Source organism: Marivivens donghaensis, assembly GCF_011806565.1.
In the GTDB taxonomy this organism is placed as follows: Bacteria; Pseudomonadota; Alphaproteobacteria; order Rhodobacterales; family Rhodobacteraceae; genus Marivivens; species Marivivens donghaensis_A.
This window is the reverse complement of sequence record NZ_JAATOP010000003.1, coordinates 101,721-116,002: the sequence shown is the minus strand read 5'-3', so window position 1 is coordinate 116,002 and position 14,282 is coordinate 101,721. Positions and strand designations below refer to the sequence as shown.

The 14,282-nt window shown below is 60.4% G+C and carries 21 protein-coding genes; 8 read left to right on the top strand and 13 right to left on the bottom strand.

Features of this window, described 5'->3' with window-relative positions; translation table 11 throughout:
• Positions 1–6: 6 nt before the first annotated feature.
• Complete coding sequence (locus HCZ30_RS05875) at positions 7–1,095, bottom strand: mechanosensitive ion channel family protein (protein ID WP_167637356.1); 1,089 nt, start codon at positions 1,093–1,095, stop codon at positions 7–9.
• Positions 1,096–1,191: 96 nt separating this feature from the next.
• On the opposite strand from HCZ30_RS05875, the gene rimO reads away from it, so the two are divergent.
• Together rimO and HCZ30_RS05865 are read left to right on the top strand one after the other, a co-directional pair.
• Positions 1,192–2,571, top strand: coding sequence for a 30S ribosomal protein S12 methylthiotransferase RimO (gene rimO / locus HCZ30_RS05870; RefSeq protein WP_167637355.1), 1,380 nt, complete (start codon positions 1,192–1,194; stop codon positions 2,569–2,571).
• A gap of 7 nt (positions 2,572–2,578) precedes the next feature.
• Positions 2,579–3,475 (top strand): hypothetical protein, encoded by an 897-nt coding sequence (locus tag HCZ30_RS05865; protein ID WP_217703031.1) that lies wholly within the window; start codon positions 2,579–2,581, stop codon positions 3,473–3,475.
• Here the strand turns inward: HCZ30_RS05865 and HCZ30_RS05860 are convergent.
• From HCZ30_RS05860 to HCZ30_RS05835, 6 genes are all read right to left on the bottom strand, one after another.
• Positions 3,454–3,804 carry a YigZ family protein gene (locus HCZ30_RS05860; RefSeq protein ID WP_167637353.1) on the bottom strand — a complete coding sequence of 117 codons (351 nt, stop codon included), beginning with the start codon at positions 3,802–3,804 and terminating at the stop codon, positions 3,454–3,456. The genes HCZ30_RS05865 and HCZ30_RS05860 overlap by 22 nt on opposite strands.
• Before the next feature lie 18 nt (positions 3,805–3,822).
• Positions 3,823–4,224: a hypothetical protein gene (locus tag HCZ30_RS05855; protein ID WP_167637352.1), complete on the bottom strand. Its 402-nt coding sequence runs from the start codon at positions 4,222–4,224 to the stop codon at positions 3,823–3,825.
• 15 nt (positions 4,225–4,239) lie between these two features.
• Positions 4,240–4,491, bottom strand: coding sequence for a hypothetical protein (locus tag HCZ30_RS05850; protein WP_167637351.1), 252 nt, complete (start codon positions 4,489–4,491; stop codon positions 4,240–4,242).
• A 147-nt stretch (positions 4,492–4,638) separates the two neighbouring features.
• The gene (locus HCZ30_RS05845) at positions 4,639–4,896 is read right to left on the bottom strand and encodes a DUF6455 family protein (protein ID WP_167637350.1); all 258 of its coding nucleotides are present in this window, start codon (positions 4,894–4,896) and stop codon (positions 4,639–4,641) included.
• A 67-nt stretch (positions 4,897–4,963) separates the two neighbouring features.
• Positions 4,964–5,323 carry a diacylglycerol kinase gene (locus HCZ30_RS05840; RefSeq protein ID WP_167637349.1) on the bottom strand — a complete coding sequence of 120 codons (360 nt, stop codon included), beginning with the start codon at positions 5,321–5,323 and terminating at the stop codon, positions 4,964–4,966.
• Between the two features lie 71 nt (positions 5,324–5,394).
• The gene (locus tag HCZ30_RS05835; protein WP_167637348.1) at positions 5,395–6,105 is read right to left on the bottom strand and encodes a M48 family metallopeptidase; all 711 of its coding nucleotides are present in this window, start codon (positions 6,103–6,105) and stop codon (positions 5,395–5,397) included.
• Between the two features lie 122 nt (positions 6,106–6,227).
• On the opposite strand from HCZ30_RS05835, the gene HCZ30_RS05830 reads away from it, so the two are divergent.
• On the top strand, positions 6,228–6,491 hold the full coding sequence (locus HCZ30_RS05830; protein WP_167637347.1) for a hypothetical protein: 264 nt from the start codon (positions 6,228–6,230) through the stop codon (positions 6,489–6,491).
• Here HCZ30_RS05830 and HCZ30_RS05825 read toward each other — a convergent pair whose 3' ends face one another.
• The gene (locus tag HCZ30_RS05825) at positions 6,492–6,740 is read right to left on the bottom strand and encodes a DUF167 domain-containing protein (RefSeq protein WP_175580978.1); all 249 of its coding nucleotides are present in this window, start codon (positions 6,738–6,740) and stop codon (positions 6,492–6,494) included.
• Positions 6,741–6,830: 90 nt separating this feature from the next.
• On the opposite strand from HCZ30_RS05825, the gene HCZ30_RS05820 reads away from it, so the two are divergent.
• Both HCZ30_RS05820 and HCZ30_RS05815 read left to right on the top strand, forming a co-directional pair.
• Positions 6,831–7,430, top strand: a complete 600-nt coding sequence (locus HCZ30_RS05820; RefSeq protein WP_167637346.1) for a nitroreductase family protein — start codon at positions 6,831–6,833, stop codon at positions 7,428–7,430.
• Positions 7,427–8,116 (top strand): EI24 domain-containing protein, encoded by a 690-nt coding sequence (locus tag HCZ30_RS05815; RefSeq protein ID WP_167637345.1) that lies wholly within the window; start codon positions 7,427–7,429, stop codon positions 8,114–8,116. Before HCZ30_RS05820 ends, HCZ30_RS05815 begins: the two co-directional genes overlap by 4 nt.
• Here HCZ30_RS05815 and HCZ30_RS05810 read toward each other — a convergent pair whose 3' ends face one another.
• Both HCZ30_RS05810 and mce read right to left on the bottom strand, forming a co-directional pair.
• Entirely contained in the window at positions 8,117–8,413 is a 297-nt protein-coding gene (locus HCZ30_RS05810; protein ID WP_167637344.1) for a DUF1467 family protein, read from the bottom strand.
• Positions 8,414–8,504: 91 nt separating this feature from the next.
• Positions 8,505–8,909 carry a methylmalonyl-CoA epimerase gene (gene mce / locus HCZ30_RS05805; protein WP_167637343.1) on the bottom strand — a complete coding sequence of 135 codons (405 nt, stop codon included), beginning with the start codon at positions 8,907–8,909 and terminating at the stop codon, positions 8,505–8,507.
• A gap of 130 nt (positions 8,910–9,039) precedes the next feature.
• Between mce and HCZ30_RS05800 the strand changes: the two genes are divergently transcribed.
• The 3 genes from HCZ30_RS05800 (at position 9,040) to HCZ30_RS05790 (ending at position 10,666) form a co-directional block, all read left to right on the top strand.
• Positions 9,040–9,762 (top strand): response regulator, encoded by a 723-nt coding sequence (locus tag HCZ30_RS05800; RefSeq protein ID WP_167637342.1) that lies wholly within the window; start codon positions 9,040–9,042, stop codon positions 9,760–9,762.
• 164 nt (positions 9,763–9,926) lie between these two features.
• Positions 9,927–10,106: a hypothetical protein gene (locus HCZ30_RS05795; protein WP_167637341.1), complete on the top strand. Its 180-nt coding sequence runs from the start codon at positions 9,927–9,929 to the stop codon at positions 10,104–10,106.
• 86 nt (positions 10,107–10,192) lie between these two features.
• The gene (locus HCZ30_RS05790; RefSeq protein ID WP_167637340.1) at positions 10,193–10,666 is read left to right on the top strand and encodes a hemerythrin domain-containing protein; all 474 of its coding nucleotides are present in this window, start codon (positions 10,193–10,195) and stop codon (positions 10,664–10,666) included.
• A 53-nt stretch (positions 10,667–10,719) separates the two neighbouring features.
• Here HCZ30_RS05790 and aspS read toward each other — a convergent pair whose 3' ends face one another.
• From aspS to HCZ30_RS05775, 3 genes are read right to left on the bottom strand one after another with little or no spacing between them, the layout of a single operon-like run.
• A complete protein-coding gene (aspS, locus tag HCZ30_RS05785; RefSeq protein ID WP_167637339.1) occupies positions 10,720–12,504 on the bottom strand; it encodes an aspartate--tRNA ligase in 1,785 nt (594 codons plus the stop codon).
• 60 nt (positions 12,505–12,564) lie between these two features.
• Complete coding sequence (locus HCZ30_RS05780; protein ID WP_167637338.1) at positions 12,565–13,203, bottom strand: aminotransferase class IV; 639 nt, start codon at positions 13,201–13,203, stop codon at positions 12,565–12,567.
• Positions 13,158–14,267: an aminodeoxychorismate synthase component I gene (locus HCZ30_RS05775; protein WP_167637337.1), complete on the bottom strand. Its 1,110-nt coding sequence runs from the start codon at positions 14,265–14,267 to the stop codon at positions 13,158–13,160. Before HCZ30_RS05775 ends, HCZ30_RS05780 begins: the two co-directional genes overlap by 46 nt.
• Between the last annotated feature and the right edge of the window lie 15 nt (positions 14,268–14,282).

The following is a 14,282-nucleotide window of genomic DNA, read 5'->3' as shown; positions in this document are numbered from 1 at the left end:
TTACCATTACGTAGGTATTGGCGTTTTGTCCACCTCGGGCATTTTGTCGATGTCGATACGATGCTTGGGCAGTGCATCGGGGTAGCTCTCCTGAAGCCACGACAGAACCTTTTCACGCACCTCGCACCGCAAATCCCAGTTTAACGGCGAATTTCGGGAGCTACACAGACCGCGTAGCTGGACGGTATCTTTGTCAGTATCGATGACCTGCAGAACAACCGTTTTCCCGTCCCAGCGGGAACTGGCTTTGACAGCTTCCTCGAACTTGTCGCGGATCTGGGCGACAGGCGCGGTGTAATCGACGTAGAACATGACGGAGCCGATGATATTTGCGCTCTCACGGGTCCAGTTCTGGAACGGGTTCTCGATGAAGTACGACAGCGGCAAAACCATCCGCCGCAAATCCCAGATGCGAACGACCACGTAGGTGGAAGCGATCTCCTCGATCCAGCCCCACTCGTCCTCGACAATCACCACGTCGTCGATGCGGATCGGCTGGGTCAGCGCAATCTGGATACCCGCAATCAGGTTCTTCAGCACAGGCGTTGCCGCATACCCCGCCACGATGCCCGCCACACCGGCAGAGGCAAAGAGCGAGACACCGAAGCTCCGCACCGCGTCGAACACCGACAGCGCGAGGCCCGCGGTCAGTAGGAACAGCACGACCTTCGTGACCATCCGCAGCATCTTGATCTGGGTGGCCTGCTTGCGGGCGACGAGGTTATCCTCCGCATCCAGCCTGAGGCGCCGCGTCTCGCGGTCGGCATAGACGTCCACCGCAATCATGGTGATCCACCCGCCGATCATCACGGCCAGCGCCAGCGAAAACTGCGAGACCAGATTGCGCAGGTCCGTGCCCATATCCGCCACGCGGCTGGCAAAACCGATGGCGGCCACGATGAACATTAAGCGCAGAGGGGTCTTGAGACGGCGGATCACGCGGTAGATCAGCTCGGTCCGCCCGCCGATCACCTTGCTCACCACTTTCCACAGCAGCGAATGCAGCACGACGGCAATGACGATAGCGACAAAAATCTCGATCAGCGGCTTTGTCGCGGCAGGCACCCGCGACCACAGTTCCAATAAGGTATCCATGAATGGTCCTTGTTGTTGCCCTCCCTCTGATCAAACATAGCCCGCTTGCGTATGGTTCCACTTCCCACAGCGCCCTTGCATCGCTATATGCGCCGCATGTCCCAGAACCCGCCGAACCTCCGCCCCGACCTCGCGCCGCGCGCGCGCTTTGACGAAGCCCCCCGCCCCGGCCAGCCGACGATCGGCATGGTCTCCTTGGGCTGTCCCAAAGCGCTGGTCGACAGCGAACGCATCCTGACCCGCCTGCGGGCCGAAGGATACCAAATCAGCCCCGACTACGCGGGCGCTGACGCGGTCATCGTGAACACCTGCGGGTTTCTGGATTCTGCCAAGGCAGAGAGCCTCGATGCCATCGGCGAAGCGCTCGTGGAAAACGGCAAGGTTATCGTGACCGGCTGTCTGGGCGCAGAGCCCGACTACATCCGCGAGCACCACCCGAACATCCTCGCCGTCACCGGTCCGCACCAGTACGAACAGGTGCTCGACAGCGTGCACAAGGCCGTGCCGCCCAGCCCCGATCCGTTCGTGGACCTGCTGCCTGCGTCGGGCGTCAAACTGACCCCGCGCCACTACAGCTACCTCAAGATCTCCGAAGGCTGTAACCACAAGTGCAAGTTCTGCATCATCCCCGACATGCGCGGCAAACTCGCCTCGCGCCCCGCTCACGCCGTCATGCGCGAAGCGGAGAAGCTCGTCGATGCGGGCGTCAAGGAACTGCTGGTGATCTCTCAGGACACCTCGGCTTATGGCGTCGACATCAAACACGCCGAGGACCGCGGCCACCGTGCGCACATCACCGATCTGGCGCGTGATCTGGGCAGCCTCGGTGCGTGGGTGCGCCTGCACTACGTCTACCCCTACCCGCACGTGCGCAACCTGATCCCGCTGATGGCCGAGGGGCTGATCCTGCCCTACCTCGACATCCCGTTCCAGCACGCGCACCCCGACACGCTCAAGCGTATGGCCCGCCCCGCTGCGGCTGCCAAGACGCTGGACGAGATCGCCGCGTGGCGCGCTGACTGCCCCGATATCACCCTGCGCTCGACCTTCATCGTCGGCTACCCCGGTGAGACCGAAGAAGAATTCGAGACCCTGCTGGATTGGCTCGACGAGGCGCAGCTGGACCGTGTGGGCTGCTTCCAGTACGAGAACGTGGACGGCGCGCGGTCGAACGACCTGCCCGATCACGTCCCCACCGAGGTCAAACAGGAACGCTGGGACCGCTTCATGGAAAAGGCGCAGGCCATTTCCGAAGCCAAGCTACAGGCCAAGGTCGGCAAAACGCTCGAAGTTATCGTGGACGACATCGACGAAGACGGCATCGCCACCTGCCGCACATGGGCCGACGCCCCCGAGATCGACGGCAACCTCTTCATCGATGAAGGCACCGAAGGGCTGTCCGTCGGAGATATCGCTAAGGTTGAAGTGGATGAGGCCGGTGAGTATGATCTGTGGGGTGTTTTGAAGGGGCAGTAGGCTTATAATGAAGAGGTCGTTTTTTTCGCAATCGAGCGCAAATTTTCTACTGAATGCTCCGATTAGCGTATTGATCGGCCTTTTGTTTGGCATCGCATTTTTTCTAGTTCTCGATAGCGATCTCACCGAGCAAACTAAGAATTATTTTGTCGAAATTGTCTCTATACTTGTCGTTTTACTTAGCGCTGGGATCGCAACTTATGGCGTCCTTGTTACTTTAGATTTCCAGGATCGAAGCCGCCAATTAGACCGAAATGGACGCCTAACCGCAAATCGAATTCTTCTTTCCGCAGTTCTCAGCGAAATTTATCGGATTGCCGAGCACAATGCTAGGGTTGTACTGGCGAAAGGGCGCGCAGCTCGAGACGGGGAGGGAATAAACGACGATGAACTCACACGCTACGAACACGAGTATATTTTGCCGTTCGTTACCGGTGAAAATTTTGCAATTTTTCAAAACGTGATAGAGTTTGCAGACCCCCAAACTCGCAATTGGCTATCGGCTATTTCCAACCACTTTCAAGTTGCAAAATCTCGAACCGAAGGTACAAAAATTGAGCCCCTTGAGGAGAATGAAATAATTGGTGTTATAGGCACTTATGAAAATGTGTTAGAATGGATACTCGTTCGCAATTTGGCTGCAAACTGCTTCAAGTATGCTCGTGGGGAAGTGCCTGAGATGGAAGATCGAATAAGCACCAAATCATGGCTATTCCCGCTACTGCAAGATTTTTCGAGTAATAGGCCTATCAAAATTATACGCGAATATGATTCACTCATTAAGCGGCAAAATGTGCTCTTTGAATCGCGCACCAAGGAAAGTTCTGCGTCAGAAACGTTAAGATTTGACTATTTGGTTGAAAAACAACTGATCTACTCAAACTACCCCAGCCCCTCCAAATAAACCCTCACCGCGTCCTGTACGTGTCTGAAGCGGTCTCCTCCGAGGTGTTTGCCTCCGAACCAGCGGGTGACGCAGATGATGTGGCCCTTGAGGCCCTCGCGTTCGAGCATGCGGACGATCACCATGCCTGCGCCGCTCTCTCCGTCGTCGTTCTTGAGGGGGCCTTCGTCCAGTAGCACGGCCCATGTGTTGTGGGTCGCCTTGGCGAACTTCTTTTTGCGGCAAAGCTCTTTGATAAAGGCTTTCGCCTCTTCGGGAGAGGTACAGGGCGCGCCCGAAACGGCGTATTTCGATCCCCTGTCGGAAATCACGTTGTCGATGATCTTCATGCGCGGACCCTAGCGGCCCTAGAAGCTGAGCACCAGCGACCACCCCAGAAGAATGAATACGGCCGTGGTGCCATAGATCACCCAAGGCGACAGTTTCTGCACGCGGACGGGCTGCATGGGCGGGCTGTCGAAGATCTCGCGCGGGGGGAGCGGTTTGACCTCGTTTAGCACGTCCTCTTTCATCAACGCGGCAAGAAGCTGGTCGCCCGTCATCTGCTTGCCATAGGGAGAGTTGATGCGGACCGTCGGCCAGAGCGGGAACTGCTGCATCTTGCCGTCCGGCCCCTCGACGGTCATGGCAAGCACGGAGGTGTCGATCACGTCAAAGCCAAGAATGGTCACGGACTCGGTCGGGCTATCCGCCCGCGCCGCGTCGTAGATGACCTGCGCTGATAGTACCTTCTTGACCGTGTAACTCATTTACGTGCCTGTCGCTTACCGCGACATCACGCGCTCCAGCCTTTCGCGGTGTGCACAGCCTTCCCAGATCCCCAGCGGCGAGTCGGTGCCCAGCCAGCCGCGCGGCGTGAACTTGCGCGCACAGCCACGGCAGCGCGGGAGAAGTTCGGTCTCGCGCAGACGCGTCGTGGCCTCTTCGCCCAGAAGGTCGATCAGCTCCACCGCACAAAAGGGAAGTGGACCGGTGTGGCCCGAAGTCCTGAATACGTGATGTCTCTGGTTCGTCATGGCATATCCTTGAGCCGTGCGCAGACTGCGTTCGGATATCTGAACGGCTCCAGAGTGGGCCGTTTGAGTCTGAGGTGGTAAATTTTTTCTACTAAAGTGGTAATTTTCGTCTCGAACAGGCGGGAAATACGCCCTTAGAGGTGTGCGCTATCCTGTTTTCTTCAACTCGTGGAAGATCGCACGGTTCTCGCAGTAGTCCGGCACGGGATCGCCGTCCTGCGCCTCGGGCAGCCATTCGGCGCAGTGTCCGGGGTTGGTGCAGTGGCGGCAGCGGGTCACGCACTCGGCGTAGCCTTCGCGGGTCAGATGGCCGTCATGGATCGCCTCGCCCAGATCGACGCCCGCGTGTTTGGCCATGCCTGTGGTAAGGAAAAAATGTTTACGGATGTCGCCGAGCTTCTGCATGTGGTCCCCCAGTGGTTCGGGGCCACCATAGGGGACGGCTGGGACAGCGGCCTTGAGCGAGATCAAGTTATGCGGTCAGCAAGCGCCAGATGATCGCGCACCACGCGAGCGCCACCCCAATGGCAAAGATCGCGACTGCGGCGCTGCCCGCGTCCTTGGCCTGCCCCGCGCGGTCACGGTGATCGGTAGAGATATCGTCGACCACCCGCTCGATCGCGGTGTTGAGGCATTCGACGGCCAGTACGAAGATGCCGCCCATCAGCACCACGGCCCGCTCCCCGCCTGTAAGCGGCAGGTAGAGCGCGAAGGCAATGGACACCACATTGGCCCAGATCCACTGCTGGAGCGACGCCTCCGTCCGCCAGACGTGCGCCCAGCCCTGCCACGACCATGCGGCGCGCTGCTTGATCTTCTGCCATTCGTTCATGACATGCTCCTCCGCTCCCCGACGCCGAGGATAGGCTGGCACATAGCGCTGCTGCAATATTTACCAAGTGGTCAGTCTTGAAGAGCCTGACGGACGTTGGCGAGGCGCTCGGCTGTCGACGGGTGGGAGCCGAGGAATTCGTCACCCGGATCGGGGATGCGGTTAAAGAACGCCGCGCCGCGCAGCGCGTCATAGCCCGCGACCTTGAGGATGCGCGCGGCCATCGCGTCGGCCTCCAGTTCGAACTGCTTCGAATAGGAACGCGCGGCAATATCGGCTCCGATTTTACGGGCTTCCGCGATCTCCGCGTCACTGTCGCCCATCTGCGCGGCAATCGCGCCGAGCACTTCGGCACCGATCACCGCGTTCTGCTGTGTTGCCTGAATGTGGCCGAGGATGTGGTGCGAGGCTTCGTGCGCCAGAACGAAGGCGAATTCGTCGCGGTTCTTCATCTCCGACAGGATCGGGAGGGTGAACGCGACAATGGGACGCCCCGAACGGTCAAGCGTCTGATAGGCGTTCGAGCCGATGTCGGGCGTATCATCCACGACGATCCAGAAATCGCAGTTGCGGTAGGAATAGGCCCGCTCGCAAATCGCTTCGAGCAGCGGTTCGATATCGCCGGTCACCTGCACGAACATACGCGCGGCATCCTCGGGGGAATTCACCTCGTCAAAGACCGCGCCTTCGGGCACAGCAACAGGCGACGGTCCAAGCCGCGCCGTTTGCGTACACCCCGCGATGGAGAGTGCCGCGATCAACCCAAGGATCAAACGTTTCATACGTCCCCGCCCACCCCGCTGCCGGTTCGTCTGCAACGGGTCTGCTCGTTCCCTTGTGAACATCTTTCGCGGGGAAGGAACAAGCCCTTTCCTTCGCCATTGCAGCAAGATACCGTTATCTCATGTTTACGATTGAACACGAATTCGACGCTACCGTCGTAACCCTCGTCGACGAGGGCGAAGCCCCTCTCGAAGAGGATGTGACCGTCATCGCCTTTGAGGATTGCGTCACTGTCGAACAATACGATCCGGTGACGGACCGCGTGATGAAGATCACGATGTCCTTTGCCCAGTTGCGCGATCTCGACGCTGCGCTCGACCTTCCCGAAGGCGTCTACCGCCTGCGTCTCGAAGATGACGAGGACGAGGAAGAAGGCGAAGCCTGATCAGCCGATCCGGAACGTCTTGTCCCTGCTCGTCTGTCCGCGCACCAGTTCCAGCCGCGATTTTGGCACGCCCAGTGCCTTTGCCAGAAGTTTCTGTACGGCGGCATTCGCTTTGCCGTCCTCCGGCACGACCGTCACATAGACACGGATCGCATCATCCTCGACGGTGATGCGATTGCGGCTGGCCTTCGGCGTGACGCGCACGCTGATTTCAGCGCCTTCAGTGGCAAGGTGGGACAGATCGGACATGGTGATCCGTTTAACCCGCGAGCCGCGTCACTTCCAACGATTGATTTCCGATACCGCAGACCCGATATCGGAACCGAACAGGAGGCATAGATGTCCGATATTACGATAAAACCGCTTTCCAAGGACGACCACGTCCTCGATTTCCTTCTCACCCGCCGTTCGCGCCCTGCCAAGATGATCAAGGCCCCTGCCCCCGATCGGGACGCGCTGGACACCATCCTGACCGCCGCCGCCCGCACGCCCGACCACGGTGCGCTGGTGCCGTGGCGCTTTGTCGTGCTGGAGAAGAAGGCGCTGGAAAACTATGCGGACGCGCTTCAGGGCGCGGGCGAGCGGCTCGGCCTCGCGCAGGCGGATATCGACAAGCCCATGGGCACCTATGCGAACTCCCCGATGGCTGTGGCGGTCATCGCCTCCCCCGTCGAGGCGGCGAAGGTTCCGGAGGCCGAACAGCTCTATTCGGCGGCGGCTGTGTGCCTCAGCCTCGTGAACGCCGCGCTGGCGACCGGCTGGGCCGCGTCGTGGGTGTCGGGCTGGCATAGCCACGACCCGCAGTTCATGAACGAACAGCTTGGCGTCGCAGCGCACGAGAAATGCGTGGGCATCATCCACCTCGGCACCGAAGGCGGGACCCCGCCCGAGCGCGCGCGCCCCGACCTGTCCAAGATCGTGACGTGGAAATCCGAATGATCTTTGCCGATTTTGCCAAAGCGATCGAACAGCTCTCGGACCACCGCTTCCAGCGCGTGGTCCTGAAGGGTGTCGGCCTGAGCTTTGCGCTGCTGGCGGGGATCTATTTCCTGATCCTGACGGTCATTCAGGTCTTCGTCCCCGAAACCCTGACCCTGCCGTGGATCGGCGACATCACCTGGGCGTCGAGCGCGCTGTCCTTTGGCTCGCTGGCGCTGATGATGGTGCTGTCGGTGTTCCTGATGATCCCCGTCGCGTCGGCCATCACGTCTTTCTTCCTTGATGACGTGGCCGAAGCGGTGGAGGACAAATACTACCCCGGCCTGCCGCCCGTCCGCCCGATGGGCCTGTGGGAAGGCGCGAAGGACGGTCTGCATTTCCTCGGCATTCTGATCATCGGCAACCTTGTGGCGCTGGTGGCCTCGATCCTGCTGCCGTTCCTTGCCTTCGCGATCTTCTACGGGCTGAACGGCTATCTTCTGGGCCGCGAGTATTTCCAGCTCGCCGCCGCGCGCCGTCTGGGCCGCAAAGAGGCCGAAACGCTCCGCAAGCAGAACGCATGGCAGATCTGGATGGCGGGCTGCCTGATGGCCGTCCCGCTGAGTATTCCGCTATTGAATCTGCTGATACCGGTGCTCGGCGCGGCGACGTTCACGCACCTTTATCACCGGTTGGCGTGTCGCTGATCAGTTGTCCAGCGACACTTCCGGCGTCGACATGCGCTGGAACCAGTCGAGGTCGCGCACGGTGATCACGCCCGACAGGATCGTGCCCGCGATCAGCCCCCAGATGACGATCGCCACCACGGTGGTGATTAGCGCCTTGCGTTTGACATGCGCCGCGCCGTCCGCAGGCGCGGAGGAGTGCGTCCCTTCCACATGATCACCAACCTCGCCTTGGGTTTTCAGGCGGATCGGCAGCATGACGAAGAAGGTCATGAACCAGACCACTGCGAAGAGGACGATTGCGGATGTCGGGCCCATGGGGCGCTCCTTTCGGTAGGGGGCGCAAACCGCGCCCCGTCATTTTTCGCATAAATACCTGCCTCACCGACGTGGGCAAGCAGTCAGACGGTCACACCTGTTCGAGCTCGACCAGACAGCCGTTGAAGTCCTTGGGATGCAGGAACAACACAGGCTTTCCGTGTGCGCCGATCTTCGGCTCTCCGGTCCCCAGAACGCGCGCGCCCTTTTCCTTCAGTTGGTCACGGGCCGCGATGATGTCGTCGACCTCGTAGCAGATGTGGTGGATGCCGCCCGAGGGGTTCTTTTCCAGAAATCCGTTGATCGGAGAGTTGTCGCCCAGCGGGTACAGAAGTTCGATCTTGGTGTTCGGCAGTTCGATGAACACCACCGTCACGCCGTGATCCGGCTCGTCCTGCGGTGCGCCGACGTTGGCACCCAAGGTATCGCGGTACTGCGCCGCTGCGGCCTCAAGGTCAGGCACGGCAATGGCTACGTGGTTCAATCGTCCGATCATGGTGGTCTCCCTCTCTCTCGATGCAGTTTCTACAAGCAACAGGTTTCGAAGTCCCTAGGCAGAACGTCGCGGGCTTAACCGGCTGTAAACTATCCTGCGCTTGAATATGGCGGTCAGAGTGGAGATTCCCATGTCCGAGCCAGCCACAGTTCTCAATTCCATTCCGCCAAATGCGGAGTACCCCCTGCGCGGTCAGACGATCCTTCTGGTGGAGGATAGCCGCTTTGCCTGCGAAGCGATGCGCCTGATGAGCCAGCGGTCGGGCGCAAGGCTCAGGCGGGCGGACACGCTGGAACATGCGCGGCAACATCTGCGGACCTACCGCCCCGGTGTGGTGATCGTGGACCTCGGTCTGCCTGACGGCTGCGGGGAGACGCTGATCGCCGATCTGGCCCGCGCAACGCCCCGTGTGGATGTCCTGCTCGGCACCAGTGGCGATCCCGACGGCGACATCCGTGCGCGGATTGCGGGTGCGGATGGCTTCCTGCCGAAACCCGTCGAAAGCCTCGGCGTGTTCCAGAGCATGATCCTCAGCCATCTGCCCGCCAACCCCGCTCCAGATCATCTGCGCCATGTGCGCAACGATGTCATCGCGCCCGATCCGCTTGCCTACCGCGACGACCTCGCCCAAGCGGCAGAGGTCATGGCCTCCGACTACGACCGTGTAGCGATCCGCTACCTGACGCAGTTCCTCGGCGGTGTGGCCCATAGCGCGGACGATGTGAGCCTTGGCGAGGCTGTCGACGCCCTCGCCCGCTCGCACCACGCAGGCACGGATATCGACGCCAAACTGGCTGACCTCTCCGCGCTGGTCAAAAGCAGGCTCGAAGCCAAGGACTGGCTTTGCGATTGATGCGAAATCCTTCCAGCAACCTCGCGCTCATCCGCCTCTGCGGGACTTTGCAGATCACAAACATGTAAACTACCCAAATACTCCCCCAAGACGGCTCATTCTCGCCTTCTTTGACATTCAGAAACGTTGGAACAAAGCGCAGCCCCAAAGGCAAAGGCGAGAAAATGGTAAAAGTTATCGAGTCGGTCCCTGAAAACGACCGCTCACTTGAATTGGTAGATATGATCGTTCTTGGCGTTGGCATGGTGATGCTGATTGCTGCCGTCGTGGCTTTCGTCGGCGCAGGCCGCGATACGATTCACGCGGTCGAAGACCTCCACGCAACGAACATCACGGACTACTGACAGCAGACCGGAGCCGACATTTCACGGAACCTTGAGGCAGCGGTGACGCTTTACCCAGCAAACGAATATTTGTCTGGGTGATTACCATGTCTATTTACGATGAGATCAAAGCCGACCACGCACGCCACCGCGAGCTGCTCGACAAGATTGCCGAAACCACCGGCAACAGCGAAGACCGCCAGACCGCGTGGAAAGAGTTCTTCTACGATGTGAAATCGCACGCCGCGGCCGAGGAAGAGACCTTCTACTCCCCGCTGATGTCGAAAACCTGGGGTCAGGATTCCGCCCGCCACTCGGTCGAAGAACACGCCGAAATGGACGACCTGATGGAAGAGCTGCAAGAGATGGACATGTCGTCCTCGGCTTGGCTCACCAAGTTCAAGCAGCTCAAGCATGACTACGAACACCACATGGAAGAGGAAGAAGAGGACATCTTCTCCCGCGCCAAAGAGGTCATTCCCGATAGCGAACTGAAGGGCTACGGCGAGAAGTTCCGCACCCGCAAGGAAAAGGAACTGAAGCTCGTCGACAAGAAGCGCGAAGATCACCTCGAAGACTGATCACGCACTATAAAAACAAAGGCCGGAGCGTTGCTCCGGCCTTTTCATTTGGATCAGTCGTCCTGCGGGATGATGCGAAGGCTGAGTTCGCGGAGCTGCTCGTTGGCAGGGTCGCTCGGCGCGTTCATCATCAGGTCTTCCGCACGCTGGTTCATCGGGAACATCATGACTTCGCGGATGTTCGACTGGTCGGCCAGCAGCATCACAATACGGTCGATGCCCGCAGCGCAGCCACCGTGCGGCGGAGCGCCGTAGTGGAATGCGTTGAACAGCGCGCCGAAGCGGTTCTTCACTTCTTCTTCGCCATAGCCAGCCAGTTCGAAGGCTTTGATCATGATCTCCGGCTTGTGGTTACGGATCGCGCCCGAAACCAGTTCGTAGCCGTTACATGCGAGGTCGTACTGGTAGCCTTTGACTTCCAGCGGATCGCCGAGCAGCGCGTCCATACCGCCCTGCGGCATCGAGAACGGGTTGTGTTCGAAGTCGATAGCGCCGGTCTCTTCGTCCTTTTCGTAGATCGGGAAGTCCACGATCCAAGCGAAAGCGAAACGGTCTTTGTCAGTGAGGCCAAGCTCGTCGCCGATGACGGTACGGGCCTTGCCGGCAACCTTTTCGAACGTAGCGGGCTTACCGCCGAGGAAGAACGCAGCATCGCCGACGCCAAGGCCGAGTTGCTGACGGATGGCTTCGGTGCGCTCGGGGCCGATGTTCTTGGCGAGCGGACCTGCGGCTTCCATCTGGCCGTCGGTTTCGCGCCAGAAGATGTAACCCATGCCCGGCAGGCCCTCTTTCTGGGCGAAGGCGTTCATGCGGTCGCAGAACTTGCGGCTGCCGCCGGTCGGAGCCGGAATCGCGCGGATCTCGGTGCCTTCCTGCTCGAGCAGTTTTGCGAAGATGGCAAAGCCCGAACCAGCGAAGTGCTCGGAGACGACCTGCATTTTGATCGGGTTACGCAGGTCCGGCTTGTCGGTGCCGTACCACAGCGCGGAGTCGCGGTACGAAATCTGCGGCCACTCGTTCGGAGCGTCGACCTTGCGGCCATTGCCGAACTCTTGGAAGACGCCTGCCAAAACCGGCGAGATGGTGTCGAAGACGTCCTGCTGGGTGACGAACGACATTTCCATATCGAGCTGGTAGAAGTCGGTCGGCGAACGGTCGGCACGCGGGTCTTCATCGCGGAAGCACGGTGCGATCTGGAAATACTTGTCGTAGCCCGACACCATGATCAGCTGCTTGAACTGCTGCGGAGCCTGCGGCAGCGCGTAGAACTTGCCCGGGTGCAGACGCGACGGCACGAGGAAGTCGCGGGCGCCTTCGGGCGAGGACGCTGTGATGATCGGGGTCTGGAATTCGCGGAAACCGTTGTCCCACATGCGGGTACGCATCGAACGCACGACGTCCGAACGCATCTTCATGCTGTCCTGCATCACGTCGCGGCGCAGGTCGAGGTAGCGGTACTTCAGGCGGGTTTCTTCAGGGTATTCCTGATCGCCGAAGACCATCAGCGGCAGTTCCTTGGCAGCGCCGAGGACTTCGATGTCACGAACGAAAACCTCGATCTCACCGGTCGGGAGCTTCGGGTTCACCAGTTCGGGGTCACGGGCCTTCACTTCGCCGTCGATGCGGATACACCATTCCGAGCGGACCTTTTCGACGTCGGCAAAAGCAGCCGAGTCGGGGTCACACAGAACCTGGGTCACGCCGTAAGTGTCGCGAAGGTCGATGAACAGGATACCACCGTGGTCACGCACGCGGTGGACCCAGCCGGACAGGCGAACGGTTTCGCCGACGTTATCTTTGGTCAGTTGCGCGCAGGTATGGGAGCGGTAGGCGTGCATATCTTGTATCCCTTGGGTTACGGGGGTTCCGCGCCGATACACAGGGTTGAACGCCCGATGTCAAGCGACGGGCAGCAGAACCGCGGGAATCAAGCCACGTAAAGCGTTCCCGAAGTGGATTTCGCGCGCCTCGATGAGGTCCGAGAGGTGCAGAACCCGCTCCTCGTACCCGTTTTCGAGCAGATGCCGCCGCAGCACGCCCGGTAGGAGACCACTGGAAACGGGCGGCGTCAGGCGCTCACCCTCGGCGGTGGTGACGAAGATATTGGTGATCGTGCCCTCGCAGACCTCGTCCTTTTCATTGAGGCAGAGGTATTCGTCGACGCCCTCGGGCAGCACTTCGCGCAGGCGGGTGTAGAGCGGGCGGTTGGTCGATTTTACCCGCAACCACGGATCGCCTGACTGCAAACGCTCCGCCGCGATCATGACGCGCCATTGGTCGGGGTTGGGGTCGAGGTGCCCGCCCGTGACGGACAGATCGCCCGTCGCGCCCAGCGTCATACGGATGCGCCCGCCTTCGGGCAGCTCGGACAGCAACTCTTCGGCCAGTGCGCGGCCGAAAGGATACCCCAGCGCCTCAGCTCCGGCTGCCATACGGTCAAGGTGGAACGGCAGATAGCGGACGGCATCGCCATCGCGCCCCATCGTTTCGATCAGTCGGCAGTCATCGGGGGCAGTTCCGCGAAGCGGGCTTTCCATAGGGCTTCCTCGTATTCGGATGCAGCGGTGGAGTCCCAGACGACCCCGCCTCCTACATTTAGCTTGGCCTGCTGGCCGTCCAACATGACAGTGCGGATCGCCACGTTGAATTCCGACCGCCCGTCAGGCGCCCACCATCCGATGGTGCCGCAGTATATATCGCGCGCACCAACTTCGAGCTCGTGGATGATCTCCATCGCGCGGACCTTGGGCGCGCCCGTGATCGAGCCGCACGGGAACAGCGCCCGCAGGATATCGGCGAGCCCCATGTCCGGCATCAGCTCGGCCTTCACGCGGCTGACCATCTGGTGAACGGTGGCAAAGGTATTCACGCGGAACAGGTCGGGGACGTGCACCGACCCCGGCTTGCTGACGCGGCTGATATCGTTGCGCAGCAGGTCCACGATCATCAGGTTCTCTGCGCGGTTCTTTTCATCGTTGCGCAGCCATTCGACGATGGCCGTGTCTTCTTCAGCCGTCGCGCCGCGCGGCTGGGTGCCTTTCATCGGGACCGTTTCGATCATGCCGCCGTCCGTGCGGAAGAACAGCTCCGGCGAGCGCGAAAGGATCGCGGGGCAGTCGTCCTGAAGCACCAGCGCGCCATGCCCGACCGCCTGCCGCTGCATCAGCGAATGATACAGCCCCTCGGGCGTGCCGGCTGCCTTGGCATTGATCGGAAAGGTCAGGTTGGCCTGATAAATGTCGCCCGCGCCGATATAGTCGCGCACGTCTGATATCGCGGCGGCGTGGTCCTCTGCGCTCCAGACGGGCGTGATGTCAGCCAAATGCCCCTGCCCCTCGAACGCTTTGCCTTGGACCGGAGAATCATAAACGCCGAACCGCAAAAGCGGCAGTTTGCGACCTTCGGGCATCAGGGGGAGCAATTTCGGCTCCAGCGCGTAACCAAGCTCGTAAGAGCAGTAACCGGCCAGCCAGCCATCGACATCAGCCAGCGCATCCAGAGCAGCCGGAACCTCGTCCGGCGTATGGGCTTCGATGATTTTTCGCGGAGAATCAAAGGCTGCCGGAGCGCCATCTGGTCCACGATCAAACTGAATCCACACGTTGAGCACCTGTTG

Coding starts and splice junctions, on each gene's coding strand:
- HCZ30_RS05860 (WP_167637353.1), bottom strand. CDS start 3,804: ATGAAGATCATCGACAACGTGATTTCCGACAGGGGATCGAAATACGCC.
- rimO (WP_167637355.1), top strand. CDS start 1,192: ATGTCCCAGAACCCGCCGAACCTCCGCCCCGACCTCGCGCCGCGCGCG.
- HCZ30_RS05790 (WP_167637340.1), top strand. CDS start 10,193: ATGTCTATTTACGATGAGATCAAAGCCGACCACGCACGCCACCGCGAG.
- HCZ30_RS05875 (WP_167637356.1), bottom strand. CDS start 1,095: ATGGATACCTTATTGGAACTGTGGTCGCGGGTGCCTGCCGCGACAAAG.
- HCZ30_RS05850 (WP_167637351.1), bottom strand. CDS start 4,491: ATGACGAACCAGAGACATCACGTATTCAGGACTTCGGGCCACACCGGT.
- HCZ30_RS05840 (WP_167637349.1), bottom strand. CDS start 5,323: ATGAACGAATGGCAGAAGATCAAGCAGCGCGCCGCATGGTCGTGGCAG.
- HCZ30_RS05780 (WP_167637338.1), bottom strand. CDS start 13,203: ATGGAAAGCCCGCTTCGCGGAACTGCCCCCGATGACTGCCGACTGATC.
- HCZ30_RS05795 (WP_167637341.1), top strand. CDS start 9,927: ATGGTAAAAGTTATCGAGTCGGTCCCTGAAAACGACCGCTCACTTGAA.
- mce (WP_167637343.1), bottom strand. CDS start 8,909: ATGATCGGACGATTGAACCACGTAGCCATTGCCGTGCCTGACCTTGAG.
- HCZ30_RS05810 (WP_167637344.1), bottom strand. CDS start 8,413: ATGGGCCCGACATCCGCAATCGTCCTCTTCGCAGTGGTCTGGTTCATG.
- HCZ30_RS05800 (WP_167637342.1), top strand. CDS start 9,040: ATGTCCGAGCCAGCCACAGTTCTCAATTCCATTCCGCCAAATGCGGAG.
- aspS (WP_167637339.1), bottom strand. CDS start 12,504: ATGCACGCCTACCGCTCCCATACCTGCGCGCAACTGACCAAAGATAAC.
- HCZ30_RS05820 (WP_167637346.1), top strand. CDS start 6,831: ATGTCCGATATTACGATAAAACCGCTTTCCAAGGACGACCACGTCCTC.
- HCZ30_RS05865 (WP_217703031.1), top strand. CDS start 2,579: ATGAAGAGGTCGTTTTTTTCGCAATCGAGCGCAAATTTTCTACTGAAT.
- HCZ30_RS05855 (WP_167637352.1), bottom strand. CDS start 4,224: ATGAGTTACACGGTCAAGAAGGTACTATCAGCGCAGGTCATCTACGAC.
- HCZ30_RS05845 (WP_167637350.1), bottom strand. CDS start 4,896: ATGCAGAAGCTCGGCGACATCCGTAAACATTTTTTCCTTACCACAGGC.
- HCZ30_RS05815 (WP_167637345.1), top strand. CDS start 7,427: ATGATCTTTGCCGATTTTGCCAAAGCGATCGAACAGCTCTCGGACCAC.
- HCZ30_RS05825 (WP_175580978.1), bottom strand. CDS start 6,740: ATGTCCGATCTGTCCCACCTTGCCACTGAAGGCGCTGAAATCAGCGTG.
- HCZ30_RS05835 (WP_167637348.1), bottom strand. CDS start 6,105: ATGAAACGTTTGATCCTTGGGTTGATCGCGGCACTCTCCATCGCGGGG.
- HCZ30_RS05830 (WP_167637347.1), top strand. CDS start 6,228: ATGTTTACGATTGAACACGAATTCGACGCTACCGTCGTAACCCTCGTC.